Origin of the sequence: Erysipelothrix enhydrae (assembly GCF_035066605.1) — a bacterium.
In the GTDB taxonomy this organism is placed as follows: Bacteria; Bacillota_I; Bacilli_A; order Erysipelotrichales; family Erysipelotrichaceae; genus Erysipelothrix; species Erysipelothrix amsterdamensis.
In genome coordinates, this window is sequence record NZ_CP125807.1 from 213,392 (window position 1) to 229,213 (window position 15,822).

General features: G+C 33.0%; 16 protein-coding genes and 1 pseudogene. 3 read left to right on the plus strand and 14 right to left on the minus strand.

Annotated features, from left to right (window positions below; all coding sequences use genetic code 11):
• Positions 1-128 precede the first annotated feature (128 nt).
• Positions 129-701 (minus strand): alkylmercury lyase, encoded by a 573-nt coding sequence (locus tag LLS04_RS01195; RefSeq protein WP_323611467.1) that lies wholly within the window; start codon positions 699-701, stop codon positions 129-131.
• Positions 702-757: 56 nt separating this feature from the next.
• Positions 758-1,312: a DUF1697 domain-containing protein gene (locus LLS04_RS01200; RefSeq protein ID WP_323611468.1), complete on the minus strand. Its 555-nt coding sequence runs from the start codon at positions 1,310-1,312 to the stop codon at positions 758-760.
• A gap of 131 nt (positions 1,313-1,443) precedes the next feature.
• On the opposite strand from LLS04_RS01200, the gene LLS04_RS01205 reads away from it, so the two are divergent.
• The gene (locus LLS04_RS01205; protein ID WP_323611469.1) at positions 1,444-1,893 is read left to right on the plus strand and encodes a hypothetical protein; all 450 of its coding nucleotides are present in this window, start codon (positions 1,444-1,446) and stop codon (positions 1,891-1,893) included.
• Positions 1,894-1,921: 28 nt separating this feature from the next.
• Here LLS04_RS01205 and LLS04_RS01210 read toward each other — a convergent pair whose 3' ends face one another.
• The 3 genes from LLS04_RS01210 to LLS04_RS01220 are packed head-to-tail and all read right to left on the minus strand — an operon-like array spanning position 1,922 to position 4,558.
• A complete protein-coding gene (locus tag LLS04_RS01210) occupies positions 1,922-2,599 on the minus strand; it encodes an ABC transporter ATP-binding protein (RefSeq protein WP_275159178.1) in 678 nt (225 codons plus the stop codon).
• Positions 2,592-4,190, minus strand: a complete 1,599-nt coding sequence (locus LLS04_RS01215) for a hypothetical protein (RefSeq protein ID WP_323611470.1) — start codon at positions 4,188-4,190, stop codon at positions 2,592-2,594. The genes LLS04_RS01210 and LLS04_RS01215 overlap by 8 nt, the downstream gene beginning before the upstream one ends.
• 50 nt (positions 4,191-4,240) lie before the next feature.
• Complete coding sequence (locus tag LLS04_RS01220) at positions 4,241-4,558, minus strand: hypothetical protein (RefSeq protein WP_237558331.1); 318 nt, start codon at positions 4,556-4,558, stop codon at positions 4,241-4,243.
• Between the two features lie 209 nt (positions 4,559-4,767).
• Here LLS04_RS01220 and LLS04_RS01225 point away from each other — a divergent pair, with 209 nt between their 5' ends.
• Both LLS04_RS01225 and groL read left to right on the plus strand, forming a co-directional pair.
• Positions 4,768-5,058 (plus strand): co-chaperone GroES, encoded by a 291-nt coding sequence (locus tag LLS04_RS01225; protein WP_003775000.1) that lies wholly within the window; start codon positions 4,768-4,770, stop codon positions 5,056-5,058.
• On the plus strand, positions 5,058-6,671 hold the full coding sequence (groL, locus tag LLS04_RS01230) for a chaperonin GroEL (protein WP_323611472.1): 1,614 nt from the start codon (positions 5,058-5,060) through the stop codon (positions 6,669-6,671). The genes LLS04_RS01225 and groL overlap by 1 nt, the downstream gene beginning before the upstream one ends.
• Before the next feature lie 62 nt (positions 6,672-6,733).
• Here the strand turns inward: groL and LLS04_RS01235 are convergent, their stop codons facing one another.
• The 9 genes and pseudogenes from LLS04_RS01235 to LLS04_RS01270 form a co-directional block, all read right to left on the minus strand.
• The gene (locus LLS04_RS01235; RefSeq protein WP_323612128.1) at positions 6,734-7,672 is read right to left on the minus strand and encodes an IS3 family transposase; all 939 of its coding nucleotides are present in this window, start codon (positions 7,670-7,672) and stop codon (positions 6,734-6,736) included.
• Positions 7,594-7,809, minus strand: coding sequence for an ArsR family transcriptional regulator (locus LLS04_RS01240; protein WP_323611473.1), 216 nt, complete (start codon positions 7,807-7,809; stop codon positions 7,594-7,596). The genes LLS04_RS01235 and LLS04_RS01240 overlap by 79 nt, the downstream gene beginning before the upstream one ends.
• Positions 7,785-7,958 (minus strand): hypothetical protein, encoded by a 174-nt coding sequence (locus LLS04_RS01245; protein ID WP_323611474.1) that lies wholly within the window; start codon positions 7,956-7,958, stop codon positions 7,785-7,787. The genes LLS04_RS01240 and LLS04_RS01245 overlap by 25 nt, the downstream gene beginning before the upstream one ends.
• A 990-nt stretch (positions 7,959-8,948) precedes the next feature.
• Positions 8,949-9,257 (minus strand): annotated as a pseudogene (locus tag LLS04_RS08480) (hypothetical protein); the annotation flags it as partial.
• A 708-nt stretch (positions 9,258-9,965) separates the two neighbouring features.
• Positions 9,966-10,277 (minus strand): GMP synthase (glutamine-hydrolyzing), encoded by a 312-nt coding sequence (locus LLS04_RS01250; RefSeq protein ID WP_407933722.1) that lies wholly within the window; start codon positions 10,275-10,277, stop codon positions 9,966-9,968.
• A gap of 245 nt (positions 10,278-10,522) precedes the next feature.
• Positions 10,523-11,164: an HNH endonuclease gene (locus LLS04_RS01255; RefSeq protein WP_323611475.1), complete on the minus strand. Its 642-nt coding sequence runs from the start codon at positions 11,162-11,164 to the stop codon at positions 10,523-10,525.
• Positions 11,157-11,795: a hypothetical protein gene (locus tag LLS04_RS01260; protein ID WP_323611476.1), complete on the minus strand. Its 639-nt coding sequence runs from the start codon at positions 11,793-11,795 to the stop codon at positions 11,157-11,159. The genes LLS04_RS01255 and LLS04_RS01260 overlap by 8 nt, the downstream gene beginning before the upstream one ends.
• A complete protein-coding gene (locus tag LLS04_RS01265) occupies positions 11,788-14,196 on the minus strand; it encodes an ATP-binding protein (protein ID WP_323611477.1) in 2,409 nt (802 codons plus the stop codon). The genes LLS04_RS01260 and LLS04_RS01265 overlap by 8 nt, the downstream gene beginning before the upstream one ends.
• Complete coding sequence (locus LLS04_RS01270) at positions 14,193-15,677, minus strand: Eco57I restriction-modification methylase domain-containing protein (protein ID WP_323611478.1); 1,485 nt, start codon at positions 15,675-15,677, stop codon at positions 14,193-14,195. The genes LLS04_RS01265 and LLS04_RS01270 overlap by 4 nt, the downstream gene beginning before the upstream one ends.
• Between the last annotated feature and the right edge of the window lie 145 nt (positions 15,678-15,822).

Here is a 15,822-nt window from a genome sequence, read left to right on the forward strand (position 1 = left end):
CCTTAGAATATTACTTAATACGCTATAAACATATAAAACCCTTAAAAATTTTATACACTACTTTTTAAATAATACGGAGAAACAATTCAATTGAGTAGTTCATTTGTACGAGTGGTAAAAAAAAGATCTCATGAAACTGAGATCTTCGCTTTAATAACATCAAGTGCATAATCAAAAAGTTGCACAGACAACGCAAACGCCTCCGGTAATGTATAACTCACGCCACCATTACATGGAACCTCATCTTTAGCAATGAATTTGATTGAACTGCACGATTTAGAGGCAACACAGCAACCTGATTTCGCATTGGGAACCCAAACCTTCAATGGGACATCTTGGAGGTTTTTACGTGTGATTTTGGTGCCATCAAGGCAAATTATTTCCGAATTGTTCAGTGATAAGAAGCACATGGCATCAAAAGCACACATTGAGTAGACTTCCTCAACACCGGGTATTGAAACTTTAAAAGCGGTTTTCTGACCTGATATTGGGTAACATGCCTTACAAGATGCATTAATTAGGTCACAATCGTAAAGTGATTGCGAACATGATAACCATGCTTCATCAGCAAGGTTCCCTTCCAAAAGTCGCGACACAAATGCTTGATATTCTTTCTGCAGTTCAAATGAAAGAGCTTGATACCGTTCATTAAAATCAGGATCTAAATCCAACTGTTTTTTTAAGATTTCATATTGATTCATAACATACTCCCTTCGCACTTATTTTATTCTAATTGCGAATGATTTGCAACAACTTTCTAATCCTTCAATTTTGGAGAGAGTTCTAAAAGCTTGTAAACGGTATTGGCGGTTCGGAGTGTTACACAATTATTAATTGATGTACTCGCAGTTTTGGACCAACGGGATTTCGAATAGTTTTGAAGGTCTGCGGACCAATAAATAACATCCGATCCCGATTGAACCGATTCAAATTCCGCATTCGCTTCACCCATAACTTCAATAATATCATCTTGTTGTGCTGGTGGTATTATAAAAATTGCAGTGTGATAATAGGCTCTGTTAGTCTTATCCCACCAAGCAGGGGCTTCCTTTAAAACATGTTCTAGCTGCTCAAGCGTTATAATCACAAGCGGGATTTCGAAATGAAAAAAATCTTTGAGGGCTCTTTCTAATGCTTCCTGCATTGAGCTTAATGTCTCATTTTCATTTTTAAAAATAACATTCCCACTGTTTATGTATGTTTTAACGGAAGTATAACCCAGTGATTCAAAAATCTGTTTCAAGTCAGCCATTGGAACTTTATGCTTCCCGCCAACATTAATACCTCGTAATAATGCAATGTATGTTTTCATAAGCATCCTCGTTTCATCTTTGATTATACGCGTAAACATTTGACCCTACAATCCAAGACGATTTCAATAAAATTTTATTTGTCTTGTTTAACGATATGGTATGCTTAAGAAAAGCGACTAAGGGGGATGTTATGAATATCCGTACATTTCAAAAGAATTTTAAGATTAAACACAAACAAACCATTCTAGCTTGGATTCACGATGGTCTTATTCCAGGTGCCTATTTTGATAAACCGAAACAAACATGGGTACTTCCCGATGCAGCACGACCACCTTACACAAAAGCACGTGCTAAAAACACTTCTGCTATTTACGTAAGTATTGTAAGAGGTTGTATTGATCGATATCATGTCCTACCTCAGCTTTATCATCTTAGTCAACAAGAGTTTGATGTTTACATCCAACAACTTCTTAAAGCCAATTTAATTTCCGTTGTCTATCATGATGAGATTGCTTACTATTACGCGACACCTGAGAGCGAAGCTTTTATTGCTTCCAAGAATCCGTTGCGTTACCTTGAAACACTCTTAGGTGTCGCAGTGAAAGCGGCAACCGAAGGAACCATTAAAAGTATGTTTTAAATGAAAAAAGCCAAGGAAACTTGGCTTTTTACGTTTTAAGGACTTCTTTGAGATAACCATCTTGAAATATAAGTTGGGTTGGACATGTAACTGCAAGTGATTGGGCATGGGTAACAAGAATGATGGTGACACCTTGTTCATGAATCGCTTTGAGAATACGCATAATCATCTGCGCATTCTCAACATCCAATGCACCTGTAGGTTCATCTGCAAGGATAACCTTAGGACTTTGAATCAGTGCTCTTGCGATAGCGACGCGTTGTTTTTGCCCCCCTGATAGTTGGTGGGGATATGCATTTTTTTTATCTTTGATATTTAACATTTCAAGTAATTGAAGGGCTTTTTCTTGATGTTCTTTTCGAATTCGTTTTACGGGCAGTAATACATTTTGAATTACCGTCATCGTTGGAATTAAACCAAAGTTTTGCATAATGTATCCAATGGATTGATTGCGATAGTTAGCACGTAAAGCATCATTCCAATCAAGGATGTTTTTCCCTTCAAACAAGACACTTCCCTGTGCATCTTCAATTAAACCAGCAAGGGTATTGAGAAATGTCGTTTTTCCTGAACCGGATAATCCCGTTACGGCAACAAAATCACCGCGTTTAATCTCAATATTTACATTATTTAGAGCATGTACCTTCGCATCATGATCTCCATACGTTTTTGAAAGTGATTTAATGGTATAAATTGTATCAGACATTTTCTCCTCCAATAATATTTAATATTTTAATTGCGGTAATGCGTTTGGTGATAAATTGACTTAATAGCGCAACAAGTACGATTAAGATTGAAATACCAATGCCAAGCACAGTCCACGTTAAATCGAGGGTGATGTGCATCGTTGCAATTCCAATCAACGTCGATATAAAGATAAGGCAAAATATCGATTTTAGATATGAACGGATGAGATATTGTTTCGAGTATCCCACAACTTGATATAAAGCAAAATCTAGAGAGCGATAATGAATATCTACAAACACCGCGCAAATCAAGCCAAATAAGCTAAAAATCATATTAATCATTCCCACGCCGAAATAACTCGCCAACATTAATATTTTCTGATGATAGAATCCTTCTTGAATGCTTTTAATCGAGGATACTTGGTACTTAAATGTCGGTTCATTTAAATCATTCCTGATGTGTTCCACCTCATCTTCTGAAAGATTCATAAAAAAGAGTTCATCGATAAAATTACTGTTGGTTAATTGGAGATGTTGATTAATGTTTGAGATATCGAAATAAGCAATTAGGTAGTCCTTTGACGACAATTCTATATAGTCGCTGGGACCAAGGATTGTAAACGGCTTTTCAACTACTTCCGCGATGACATAGTTTAACCCTTCTGATTGAATTTGATCCCCCACAGTGTATCGGGAGTTACTTGTAATGATTGGAATCGCATCAGTATTCTGATAGCGTTTCACGGACTTTGTATTCATGTTATTAAGTTTTAAAGCCGTTTCGTTTAGGAATACAAGATTTCCAAGTGTATTTGATGAGTGGGAATCGAGATAGAATACAATCATATGATCGTGGTATTCTTCGTAGGTGGTAGCGATTTTATTGAGGATCTCACCACGATAGAGCTCAGGATTTTGTTCGATTTTCATGGTTTCTTGAAGCGATTCCGGATACTTAGCAGACACGGACCAGGCTGTATCTAATTGAGCATAGTTTTTATAAGGTGATACTTGCCGGTTTAAATCCTCAAAAAGAATGAGCGATACAAACAACAACATCAAAGAGGTCGAGAATTGAAATACTAAACCCACTTTCTTGGTGATATTAAGACCAACACTTTTATTTTTCCTATATGCCCTTAAACATCTCCAAAACAAAATATTGATGATCAATCCCATCACAAGAATCATGATTGTTCCCGCTATGATAATTGGCACTCCAATCGGCAATTTAAAATAGTTCAAAAAAGGGACTGACAGAAGTGATGAGAAGAGAAACGTTGCGACGAGTTGCACCATATAATCTAAGGTGAAAGAGCGTAGTATTTCTGAATAAGTAAAACCTACAATACGCTTAATTTTAAGTATTTCTTTAGATACAAAAATCCAATATTCTGAAACATAAAAGAGGTTCAAAACAATTGAAATGAGTACAATCGAAAATAAAACCAATAAGAACAGATTATCTTTGATGAAATAAATGAAATTCGATAAATTGGAAACATTGTTTTTCGCTATATCACAATATTGATTGAAAAAGAACGAAGTACATACAATCATATACAGTGATAAAAGCACATGATAAATTGTCAATAATTTTTTTTTATTCATATTTAACACCCCTTATAATAACTCCCTAGTTTATTAGGGAGTTCCATCGATTAATATGCATTACCCCAGGTATAGCACGTTTCGTTATATCCTGAAAAAGCAACTGCATGAACCGATGTATATGGACTTGGACTGTAAGCATGTTTTTTAGTTTGCTTTGATCCTATTTTTGCTGTCGCCGACATATATGAATATTTGGGTTCATCAAATACGGTAGTTTTTGAGTTACATGCCTTCGATAAAAAATTTGCGCCTGACCAACCTACATTTTCCCAACCTACTTTGGCGAGTGCAGTTGCCTGTGCGCCGAGAATCATCAGTCCAAATAACAGCATTGTCGATACTGTGTTCTTAACACTTCGTCGCAAAATATCCCCCCTTTCACTTTGATTTTATTCTTTGTTTAATAATTTTCAAGTCAATATGATTACATTGCAATCTTTCACGATTACTTTGTATAGAGACCTGATAATTTAACAAATGGGGATTGACAAAATTTGAAGTCAATCCTAGAATATAGGTGTTGGCACTCATAACAATAGAGTGCCAGAGGTCAAAATAAAGGAGGAAACGCATCATGATTAAACCATTGTATGACCGCATTTTGTTAGAAGAGATTCTTGCAGAGTCCGCTACTGCAAGCGGAATCTTATTGCCGGAATCCAAAGAGAAGCCTTCTATGGCACGCGTTGTTGCTGTAGGTAATGGAACGAAAGATAAAGAAGGTAATACACTTCCCATTGATGTAAAGGTTGGGGATTGTGTCATCTATAAAAAATATGCAACAACAGATGTAACTTATCAAAACAAAGATTATTTAATTATCGACATGAAAGATGTACTTGCAATTGTGGAGGATGATAAATAATGGCTAAAGATGTACGTTATGGACAAAACTCAAGAGATTTACTCTTAAAAGGAATGGATACACTTGCTAATGCGGTAAGTGTAACGCTCGGTCCTAAGGGACGTAATGTTGTTTTAGAGCGTAGTTTTGGTTCACCGCTTATCACTAATGACGGTGTTACCATCGCTAAAGAAATTGAACTTAGAAACCCATTTGAAAACATGGGGGCAAAGTTGCTATATGAAGTGTCCAATAAGACCAATGATGTGTCTGGAGATGGAACAACAACCGCTACATTACTTGCACAGGAAATGATTCATAAAGGATTAGTGCATGTTGATCGTGGCGCAAATCCCGTATTAATGCGTCTTGGTATTGAAAAAGCATCGCGGGCAATTGCTGACTACCTGCTTGAAAACAGCAGTAAAATAGAGACAAGCAGCGATATCGCAAACGTTGCCTCAATCAGTGCTGGTAGCGAAGAAATCGGAGCAATTATTGCGGAAGCAATGAAGAAAGTTGGAAATGATGGTGTCATTACAGTAGATGAATCCAATACATTTGAGACTGAATTAGAAGTTGTGGAAGGACTTCAATATGACAAAGGTTATATTTCACCTTATATGGTTTCAGATCGTGAGACCATGGAAATTGAGATGGAAAACCCTTATATCTTGGTTACAGATCATAAAATCTCAACAATCCAAGAAATCCTTCCCCTCTTAGAACAAATTGTTCAACAAAATAAACCATTCTTTATTATTGCTGAGGATATTGACAATGATGTTGTCTCAACACTTGTAGTCAATAAACTCCGTGGAACCTTCAATGTAGCTGCAACAAAAGCACCAGGATTTGGAGACAATCAAAAAATGATGCTTGAAGACATTGCGATTGCAACAGGCGCTACATTAATCAGTAAAGAACTTGGAATGAACATCAAAGAAACTGAAATCAATCAACTTGGAACGGCTTCAAAAGTAGTCATCCGCAAGGACGAAACAACCTTAATTGGTGGAGCTGGAACCAAAGTGGCCATCGAAGAACGTGCAAGCGAAATTCGTTCTCAAATAAACAATGTAAGCAGCGACTTTGATAAGAAAAAACTTGAGGAACGTCTTGCGAAACTTACAAATGGTGTTGCTGTCATTAAAGTTGGAGCAGCAACTGAATCCGAAATGAAAGAGAAAAAGCTACGCATTGAAGATGCACTCAACGCAACCAAAGCTGCGGTTGCTGAAGGTGTCGTGCTTGGTGGTGGATATGCCCTTGCTCGCGCCTACATGGATTTAAAAGATAACCTTAGTTCAGAAAATCAAGACGAAAATAGAGGTATTAAAACCGTCTTTGAATCAATCCTAAAACCATTATGGCAAATAGCTGAAAATGCTGGATTTGATGGAGATGAAATCGTTACAAAACAACTTGAATCAGAGTTGAATATTGGATTTAACGCAAAATCAGGACAATGGGAAAACCTTCAAGAATCAGGAATCCTTGATCCTACACGCGTAACACGAAATGCATTACTCAACGCTGCATCGATTGCATCCCTCTTCCTAACAACAGAAGCTGCAGTTGCATCGTCAGTTGAAGAGAAACAAATCACACCTGAAATGCCGCCAATGTATTAATAAATAAAAAAAGGAAGCCTATAAATTGGAGTTGTCAAACAAAAGTAGACATTAATAATAGACTAGAAACCCTTATCCATTTTATATTGGATAGGGGTTTTGTAATTTAAACAGTAAGCAGGTCTTTCAAAATTAAAATAATGTACATATTCTTCGATAAAATTTTCAAAGTTATCTACGGACCAGTATTGATAATCACACGCCATTTCTGCTTTAATCCATCCATTTAATGATTCGATAATTGGATTATCTGTTGGTGTTCCAGTTCGCGACATAGATCCAACTATGTTATAATTTTCATGCGCTTTAGCGAAAGCTTTAGAGTGGTAGACAGCTCCTTGATCTGTGTGAAGAATCGTGGGAGCTGCTTTTTTATTATCTTTAAGTAGGGCAAGGATATCCTCAAGACACTTATAGTAAGGCTTAAGATCACCAGTTGTACGCGATAATGCAGAACCTATAATTTCATTGTTGAAGGTATCAACCATTAAAGTCCATTCATAATTAATCCCTTTGTTTCGAATATGTGTCATATCTGAAACAATAATTTCTAAAGGTTGTGTTGCCTTCCATTGATTCTTTATAATATTGGGATAAATTCGACTTTGTGTTCCAGATTTTTTATAGGAATAGTGTTTAACTTTTGATTTAATACTTAAAAACTTGCAGCACTTGTGGATTAAGTTATCGGAAAATTCGATCCCTAAATCACTTTGCTTTCTCATGACTGCAGCGATATCATGGTAACCATAACTTGGAAAACGGCGGTGCCAGTCTTTAATCACAAAGCTAAGAATCGCTCTTTTTTGTTCATAAATATTGAGATCATCCTTATGCTTTAACCACTTGTAATAACCAGATCGGTTCAAATTCATAAATCTAAGAATGAACGTAATCGGATGTTTAAAAGATAAATCATGTGCTATTTGGAATTCTTGTCTTTTAAAGTAACGAACTCCTTGTTTACACCAACTCCTTTCACCTGGTACCCTTTTTTTAATCGTGCAATCTCAATATCTCGTTTTAGAATTTCGAGTTGAAGTCGTTCGATATCAGTTAATGATTTACTCGTATGAAGCGCAGAAAAATGATTTCCTGTCTTTTTCTTGTTTTTTAAACCCTCTTTACCATCGCGCATGAATCGATCAATCCACCCATTAATCGTTCCTTTAGGACTTGTGATAGTTTCGCAACACTTATATGTTCATCAACATGACGTGTAACGACTTTAATGCGATCCTCAAAAGTCCATTTATCATTTAATCCACCTTTGGGTCTTCCCATCATTAATACCTCCGTTTTATCTCTGATTTTATTATTACACAAAAAAAGTAGACAAGTCTTTTTTACTTGTCTACTTTTAGTTTACTACTCCACTGAATAGTGGACTTTCGTTTTTTAATTTATCTTAAGTATTACTACTCCCACTCTGCAACACAAATTTAGTAACATTTATCTATTACACTGAATACAGGCCCTTCCGATTCAACTTTTCTCCATATTCTCCTCATTATCAGTTTTTGCAAACTTTTTGACATCACCTAATACTGAAATTCTATCTTTGTAGCATTTTTATCATCAAAAAAAGAATTTAATAATATGCAGTCATTTTCAATACCTTCTGCTTTGATATTTTTCTCTTATCTCTAGAAAATTGGTTTACGTTTCCTTTTTACCGTTTATATTATTTACTTCATGTGTTCCTGTCGCAATCCAATGTGCCTTTATTGAAGTCCATTCACCCTATTCACCCTATTCACTATCTATATCATTTTCTTTTTGATACTATATTTAATCGAAAACTTTCTTGGCTAAGAAAAAGTCATCTGTTTCGTTGATTAATTCTTTAGTGTTTTTTAACTCTTTATTATAAAAATCAAAATATATTTCTTTCCGTCTCTCTCTTAGATTTACTTCCTTTCTTACTCTTCGCGCTTTAACCTAATTTTAAGTTCTTCATCTAAATGAGGAAAACAGTTAGACTTACTAGAAAGTAAGTTTTTTAAGTGATTAAAGTCTTCATGTGAGTTAATAGGAAAAAGATTAAGTTCTAGTAAAAAAGATAATGACTTTTCTTTTACAACTCAAAGAGATTATCTAAATTAATTTGATAACCATTGTTTATTGAAAATCTATTCGAACAAGCTACTGTAAACAGCACCGATGCCCCTCCACCGAAGACTTCTACGTATCGGTAATAATAGTTTGAAATCTCGGTAGTATTTCATCAATGAGTACACCTTTCCATCCTGTAACTCATAATGCTTTTTGATTTCTTTAGAATACTTTGATCGATTTATATGCTTTAAATAGATCTGTGCTTTCAATCGAATTAGGGATAATAAGCATTCCGATAACTATAAGTTCCTTCTCATTCTCTAGTAAATTATCCATGCTAAATGTGAAAATACCTATAGTTAACTTACTTTTTTTATTTTCATTATTAATCACCTGTTCAATAATGAGATTCTTGTTTTCTAGTTTTGATTTGTTAGCGTCCTTGATAAAATCTGTTCTATTTGTATATACTCCTTGGTCTACTAATAGATCAATATAACCAATGTCAACAACATTTAATTTAAGGTGACTTTTTCCGTTTTCTTGTCCATTTTATATTCCTTTTATACTCCCTGTGGGGTATATTTATAACAAACCATTATTGAGCTCATGTCAAATCTATTTCTGTGATTCCATCTAGATAAAATATAGCAGATTCTATAAATTCTTTATTATATCAATTTTCGTATATGTACTGTTCAAGGGTTATAAAATTCCATAACTGTTATCAATGTTTTATGGTAGTTTACGAATTCTAATGTATCTTGAATCTTTCTGTATGGGAAATTATATTTATTTAATAAGACAAAGATAATCGCAAACATTTCAATATCATACCTCATCATGTAATATTCTATTAAACCTTCATATATTAATTTGATCATACATGTATTTTACTCGGACTCTGAAACAACGTAATTTAATTTCTCTTGATATAAAGTATCTCTTTCTACATCAAGTAAAAAATACAGTCTTTATGTCTTGACACTTTGAAGGTTTCAAAATATAGAAGTCGGCTTCTTTAAGAATAACAAAGTTTATTATTTTTTCGATTTTTTATTTTGTCCTCAAACTAACGATCTCCAATCAACATTTTTAGAAAAAGAAGGTCTTCATTACTCATATTGCTTATAACCTTTTTCGAAATTGATTGCTTTAATTTATCTTTATTACCATAATCTAAATCTCTTGTGACAAATAAGTCACCGAAATAACCATGGATATCAGCTCCCTGACTTAGATAAACCGTATTTGATTCACTCGGAATCTATATAATTGTGTAGTAGCACAATCTACTGTATTAACCGCTCTAATACCTAATGTATAATCATAAGTCCTTTCCCCTTTATGTGTACCTACTGATCTAATATTAGTAAGCACTGTGAAGTATTGCCAAATCTCTTTATCAAGTCCATCAACTAATTTTACTATAGCATCTAACTCTTCATCCATCGCTGCAATTATTCCAATGTACTCTTTCCTTTCTTTTCCACCCGCACATCCCACAACAAATAAACTCATAATCATTAAACCTAGGAACTTTTTCATTAAGTCCTCAAAAATAAATAAACCCAGTTGGGCAGGAAGTAAACTGTACCCCATGTCAAGAACACATAAATAAAACCTGAGGTCTTATTTCCCAACCTAAATAATTTAGGTTTGAAACCTACCCGACTGGGCTTTTATTCGTTCGGTGTGACTCTTTAGATTTTGTAACACTTGATTTTGACAATTTTTATAAGTTTCGTGATTAGGGTAAAGAAAAAGATGAAGTAACTATTCCTCATCAGTAACTAAACATCTTCTTCTATGGAAAACCCACTATTCCTTATACATAATCTTTTTAAAACATCAATCACTCTATCCACTTCTAAATATTTATCAAACAACTGTTTTGAATCATATTTATTACCATTATGAGCTAGTTTTATCTTCTCTTTAACAATTCCGAGACTATCAATAACATAATCAAGTTTATGGATTTCTTTATTTAAGCCAATTGTTTTGATAATTTTCTGGGCAGCTTCTTGTTCCTCTTTTGTTACATCACGATTAGGAACAATTGCCCCAAAAGATGTTCGATACATTATTTTTCTATAATCCTTTTTATATGGGAAATAGTTTGGGTCAATTTCATTATTTCTTTTTGTTGTATTACAGATAGAACAAGATAAAACTAAATTCCTATACGTATCAACTAGGGTTTTCCCCTCATCTGATTTCTGTGAAATTAAATGTTCTATATGTGGATAATTTCCCCCATACGAAAACAAGTCCCATCCACAATACAAACATCTATCTCCAAAATCTTCCCTTAGCAAATGTCTAATTTCTTTCTTATTATAAAGATACGAAAGTTCTCCTACATCCTCAGAATGACTTAGATCAAAATTACTGATATTTCTAAAATCTCTTTTATAAGTGATTCTAGGCATCTTGTTCACCACTAAATTCACTAATTATTTTTAATGCGCTTTCTACATAATCTTTGACATTTTCTTTCTCCCTGAACTCCTCTGTTGATTCTATACTAAAAGACTTACTTAATTCGCTTTCAAAATTATGAACTTGATAGTCAAAAGCAGAATCTTGATTCTTAATCTCCATTAATACTTTTGTAATGTTTTCATCTTTTTTATCTATTAAGTCCATTTGATCTTCTATATAAGTAAATAATTCACCATATCTCTCTTCGTTATCTTTACTAAATACTTTCTCAACCTCTGGGGCTAATTCAATTTCGAAGGGTTCTTTGCTTGTCAATATTGCAATTGGATAATTCGGGTTACTAGATTTAATTCTTTTCCATAGAATTCTCGCATTTGCAATGTTCTTATTATACTCTTGAAAACTATAATCCAATATTAGACCTTCAATTTCAGAATCGATTATTTCTGTGATTAATTCTTCCATTGTCTTATCTTGAAGACATATAAACTCCAACTTTATTCTTTCTCCATTAGATTTATTATGCTCTACTAGTCTTCTTTTAAGTTCACGGAATTCTCCAAATTGAGCACTTTGATCATCATCCACAAATGCTACTTTTCTTATTTTACTACTCAAGGCCTAATTCCTCCCCATTTAATGTAATTAGTATTTCAAACCCCTGTTGTCCAACTTCGCAAATTAACTCTTTTTCTCCATTTAGAGATTTCACTGCTGAATCCAAAATCCAGAGTCCCATTCCTGTTGCTTCTTCTTTGTGTGAATAACTTTCGAATGGTTTAAAAATAACATTCTTATCAAGACCCACTGTATGCGATAATCCCGTTCCATTATCTGAATATAGAATCTTCACCAAATCATTATTCCCTATTTCTAATTCCAAGTCTATTCGCCTCTCCTTTATTTCAAATTCATTAAAATTACTTAGTGAATTCGAAAGAAGATTAAGAAATATGCTATCTAGTTGCGCTTCATTAGCATAAACATTATACTCATTTAATTCGTCTGGATAATCATTTACATTTACTGAATTGATTGTAAATACATAATTATTAAATCTATCAGAAATTATGTCTGACCACCAACTAATTGTCGCTTTAAAGTATTTCGTTAAACTAATTAATCTATTCCTATTCTTACTTTGCTTTTTAATTGACGCAACTATAAATCCTAAAATATTAGAATTGACTTTCTCTACAAGATCTGAATAATAAATCAAATTGACATCATTTGAAAGACTTCCAATATCAGTATTAAACATTCTATCATACTCATGTGCCATTTCTCTTAAGACCTCAGGTTCATTTTCAATGAATTTTCTATCATTTTTTACTTGGTGTGCAAATGTACTCATTAATATGCCTTGTGTAGCTAGTGATCTCAATAGGTCGTTTTCATTAGTCAGAAATGTATTAACTTCATCAGTAGCAACATTAAGAGAAAATAATTCATAAATCGTTTCTTTTGTTACTAATTCTATAAAACTAGAATCATTATATAATGAAATAAGGTCTCCTTTGTGATTAGAAAGTTTTGACTTTATTGATTTAACTTTTGTTTCACCAATTTTACTATGATACTCGTAATTTGACTTTGACCTAACAAATTCTTCGTATTTTATATGCATTTTAGATCTAATTTTAGAAAATTCAATTACTGAAAATAGAAGAATCTTCTTGAATTCATCAAATTCTTTTGTACTACGGATTCCTTCTCTATTAGATTGATCAATAAAATTATCATTAGATTCTTTTGTAATGTTTATATGACCAACAAGTTGGTTAGCTTGCATAATATAGTCTTTTCTTGAAACAGCAGCAGGATTCTGAGATCGTTTTGCTTCTATCCCCAACCAGTCAAATGCAATTGTACCTTCCTCACCATATGGTCTTACTCTAAAAGAGTCTCTAAATAATGAGATTCCTCTTTCAATTTTGTCACTTTCGGCCCTTGTTATAATGTTCTTTACAAATGGAATTTTTGTTCCCCCAGGTCTCCTAACAAAATACAATTTCCCGGAAAAATTACCAATATCCAGAATTTCCTTTACTGTGTTTTTTCTCTTCATACCTTCGACTTCTTTTATATCCATTATTTCTCCATCTAGATTTATAAGATTAATTCTATGATGGAACTGAAATTTTAAATTCTTTTCTTTATCGTTGTATAAATAGCCTTTAACTACATCACTATATTCTTCGACAAAATCATCAGGAAATGCATTTACATCAAATTCATGAAAAAAACCCCTTAAGGTAAGTTCTTTATTATTTGAGTCATATTCTATTGACATTTCTGCACTTGAATTTATTAATTTTGTTTCATTTGTAAGTTGCTCTACTTCTCCAAAATAATTTAGCACTATCTTAAAATCGTTTGTATATTTCATTGGATTCAAAACACCATTCAAACTCTTTTTCAAAACATCATAATTATTATTCTGATTTGCCGCTAAGATAGATTTGTCCTCATTTGAATACCAGTAATCATTCAAATCTTCCATTATTATTATTGTTCCAGTTACTTTATTTTCTACCTCTTCAAATGCGGAAAAGATTTTCTCAAACTTTTGCAATCCAACCTCTTCAATTTCAAAACTTAAATCTGCAAGGTCTTGGCCTGAATCAAAGTCCTCCCAATCAAATCGAAACCTAAAAGCCGATTGTCCGTCAGAAGTTATAATGGTAGCCTTTTTCGAAATTCTCCCCATTGATAATCTGCCTATTCCCATTGAACCATTTATTTCCCGTCCCATTTGAATGGTCCTTTCCTTATCAAACAATTTTGAATCTGTACCTAAAGTGAAAAACACATCTACTATTTCTTCATAACTCATTCCAATTCCATTATCTGCTATAACCATTTTATTTGTGTCTACGCAAATATAAACACCTTCTGAATAAGCATCATAACTATTCTTTATCAACTCTATTACTGCACTTTTAAAGTCTAAAACATTATCCTTTCCTAATAAATTTACTGTTCTAGCATTTGTTTTAAATTTCGTTCTAGTAATCATCTGTTCCTCCTTAGTATGTTCATGGGAATCAAAATTTCTTTCAAGTCTCTTGAACTTATACTCTTGTATCCGGCAGAATAGTTCTTAGAGACCTCATTTAAATATCGGTTTACATCATCAGAATTTAAATACTCAAGTACCGATTCAGTGATATCGCTATATCCTTCATTCATCACTATATAAAGCCCAGCACGTATATACCCAAACTCCCCCGATCTAAATTTAGTATTAGGTGTCGCAACTTTTGGAACAATTATCTTCTCTTCTAAATAGTGCTTCAAACCTTGAGTTCGACCAAAACCTAAACCATATTTTTCCTTATACTGTGGTTTTAGGTTATTTGTTAAATATTGATAGGTTAATGGGAAGTAGTTTTCTGAAAGTTTCATCACTTCAAGTACCCCTTTTTCTTTGTTTTGAGTATATGGGAAAATTAAATAATAGGTTTCATCTAAGTTTGATGCTCGAACTGTCTTTCTCAATATTTTATGTTCAATGTTTATTTCATTATTATCTTTATCTAAAAACACATCCTTAGTTGTTTCACTTTTCTTTAGAAAAAAAACACTGTCCGCAAGTGTTGCAAGGCCATTACTTATATATGCAATTTCTTTTAATGGTATGCCTTCAATTTTGTCCTCAATATAATTTATTTGATATATTTGGTATTCTGGTAATCTATCAATTCTATTATACTCTATTCTTTTTGACTCTAGTTCCTTAAACTTATCGTCCATTTTGATTAGTCGTAAGTTTGTATTATTTGAACTAAATACTGTTACTGCACTATATGTCAATGCATCAGAGAATAACTTATTATGATCAAAGTCAAAAATTTCTTCTACTTGTCTTTTTCGAAAAATATCTTTTCTTAAGCTGTTTGCACTTCGCGCTCTTAAGTATGAATTTGGAGTGACAAACACCATTTTCCCAAACCCATTCCAATATTCTAAAGAAGACTCAATAAAATAGTAATATAGGTCATAACTATATTTGTTACAATAGTTACTCTTTTTTTCTAAAATTATCCTCTTTTCTTTTGATAAATTCCTTTTAGAAATGTAAGGTGGGTTGCAAATTACGTAGTCAAAGTCCCCCACAATTTTCTTATTCTGATACTCTAGGATATCCAATTCAAATATATTCCATTCTATTTTTAGGTCTTTCCCTCGATTATCTTTGATTAGTTCATTTAATGACTTTTTACATATTTCTATAGCTTCTTTTCTTTTATCAAACCCTACAATGCTTTCCTGCATTTTTTCTTTAATAAATGAATCATCTTTTTCCGAATTAAAATCTAAAATTCTTTGTACAATATTTAATAAGATATGACCTTCTCCAACTGCCGGCTCCAACAATCTAAAGCTAGATTTGTAATCTATGTTCATCTTTTCAATCATAAATTCCGCAAGTAAATAATTAGTATAAAAGACACCATCTTTTTTTGAGGCACTGTTATTTTTCGCCAATTCAATCATCCTATCTCTAAATTCATATTTATATTTTACAATGTTTATAACTGAATGTACAATATTGCCTTTTTATTATAATAGAACCTGTTTGTATGGTAAGTGAAAATTAATGAATGTTTGTTATACAAAAAAGAACCTTTTAGTAAAGGCT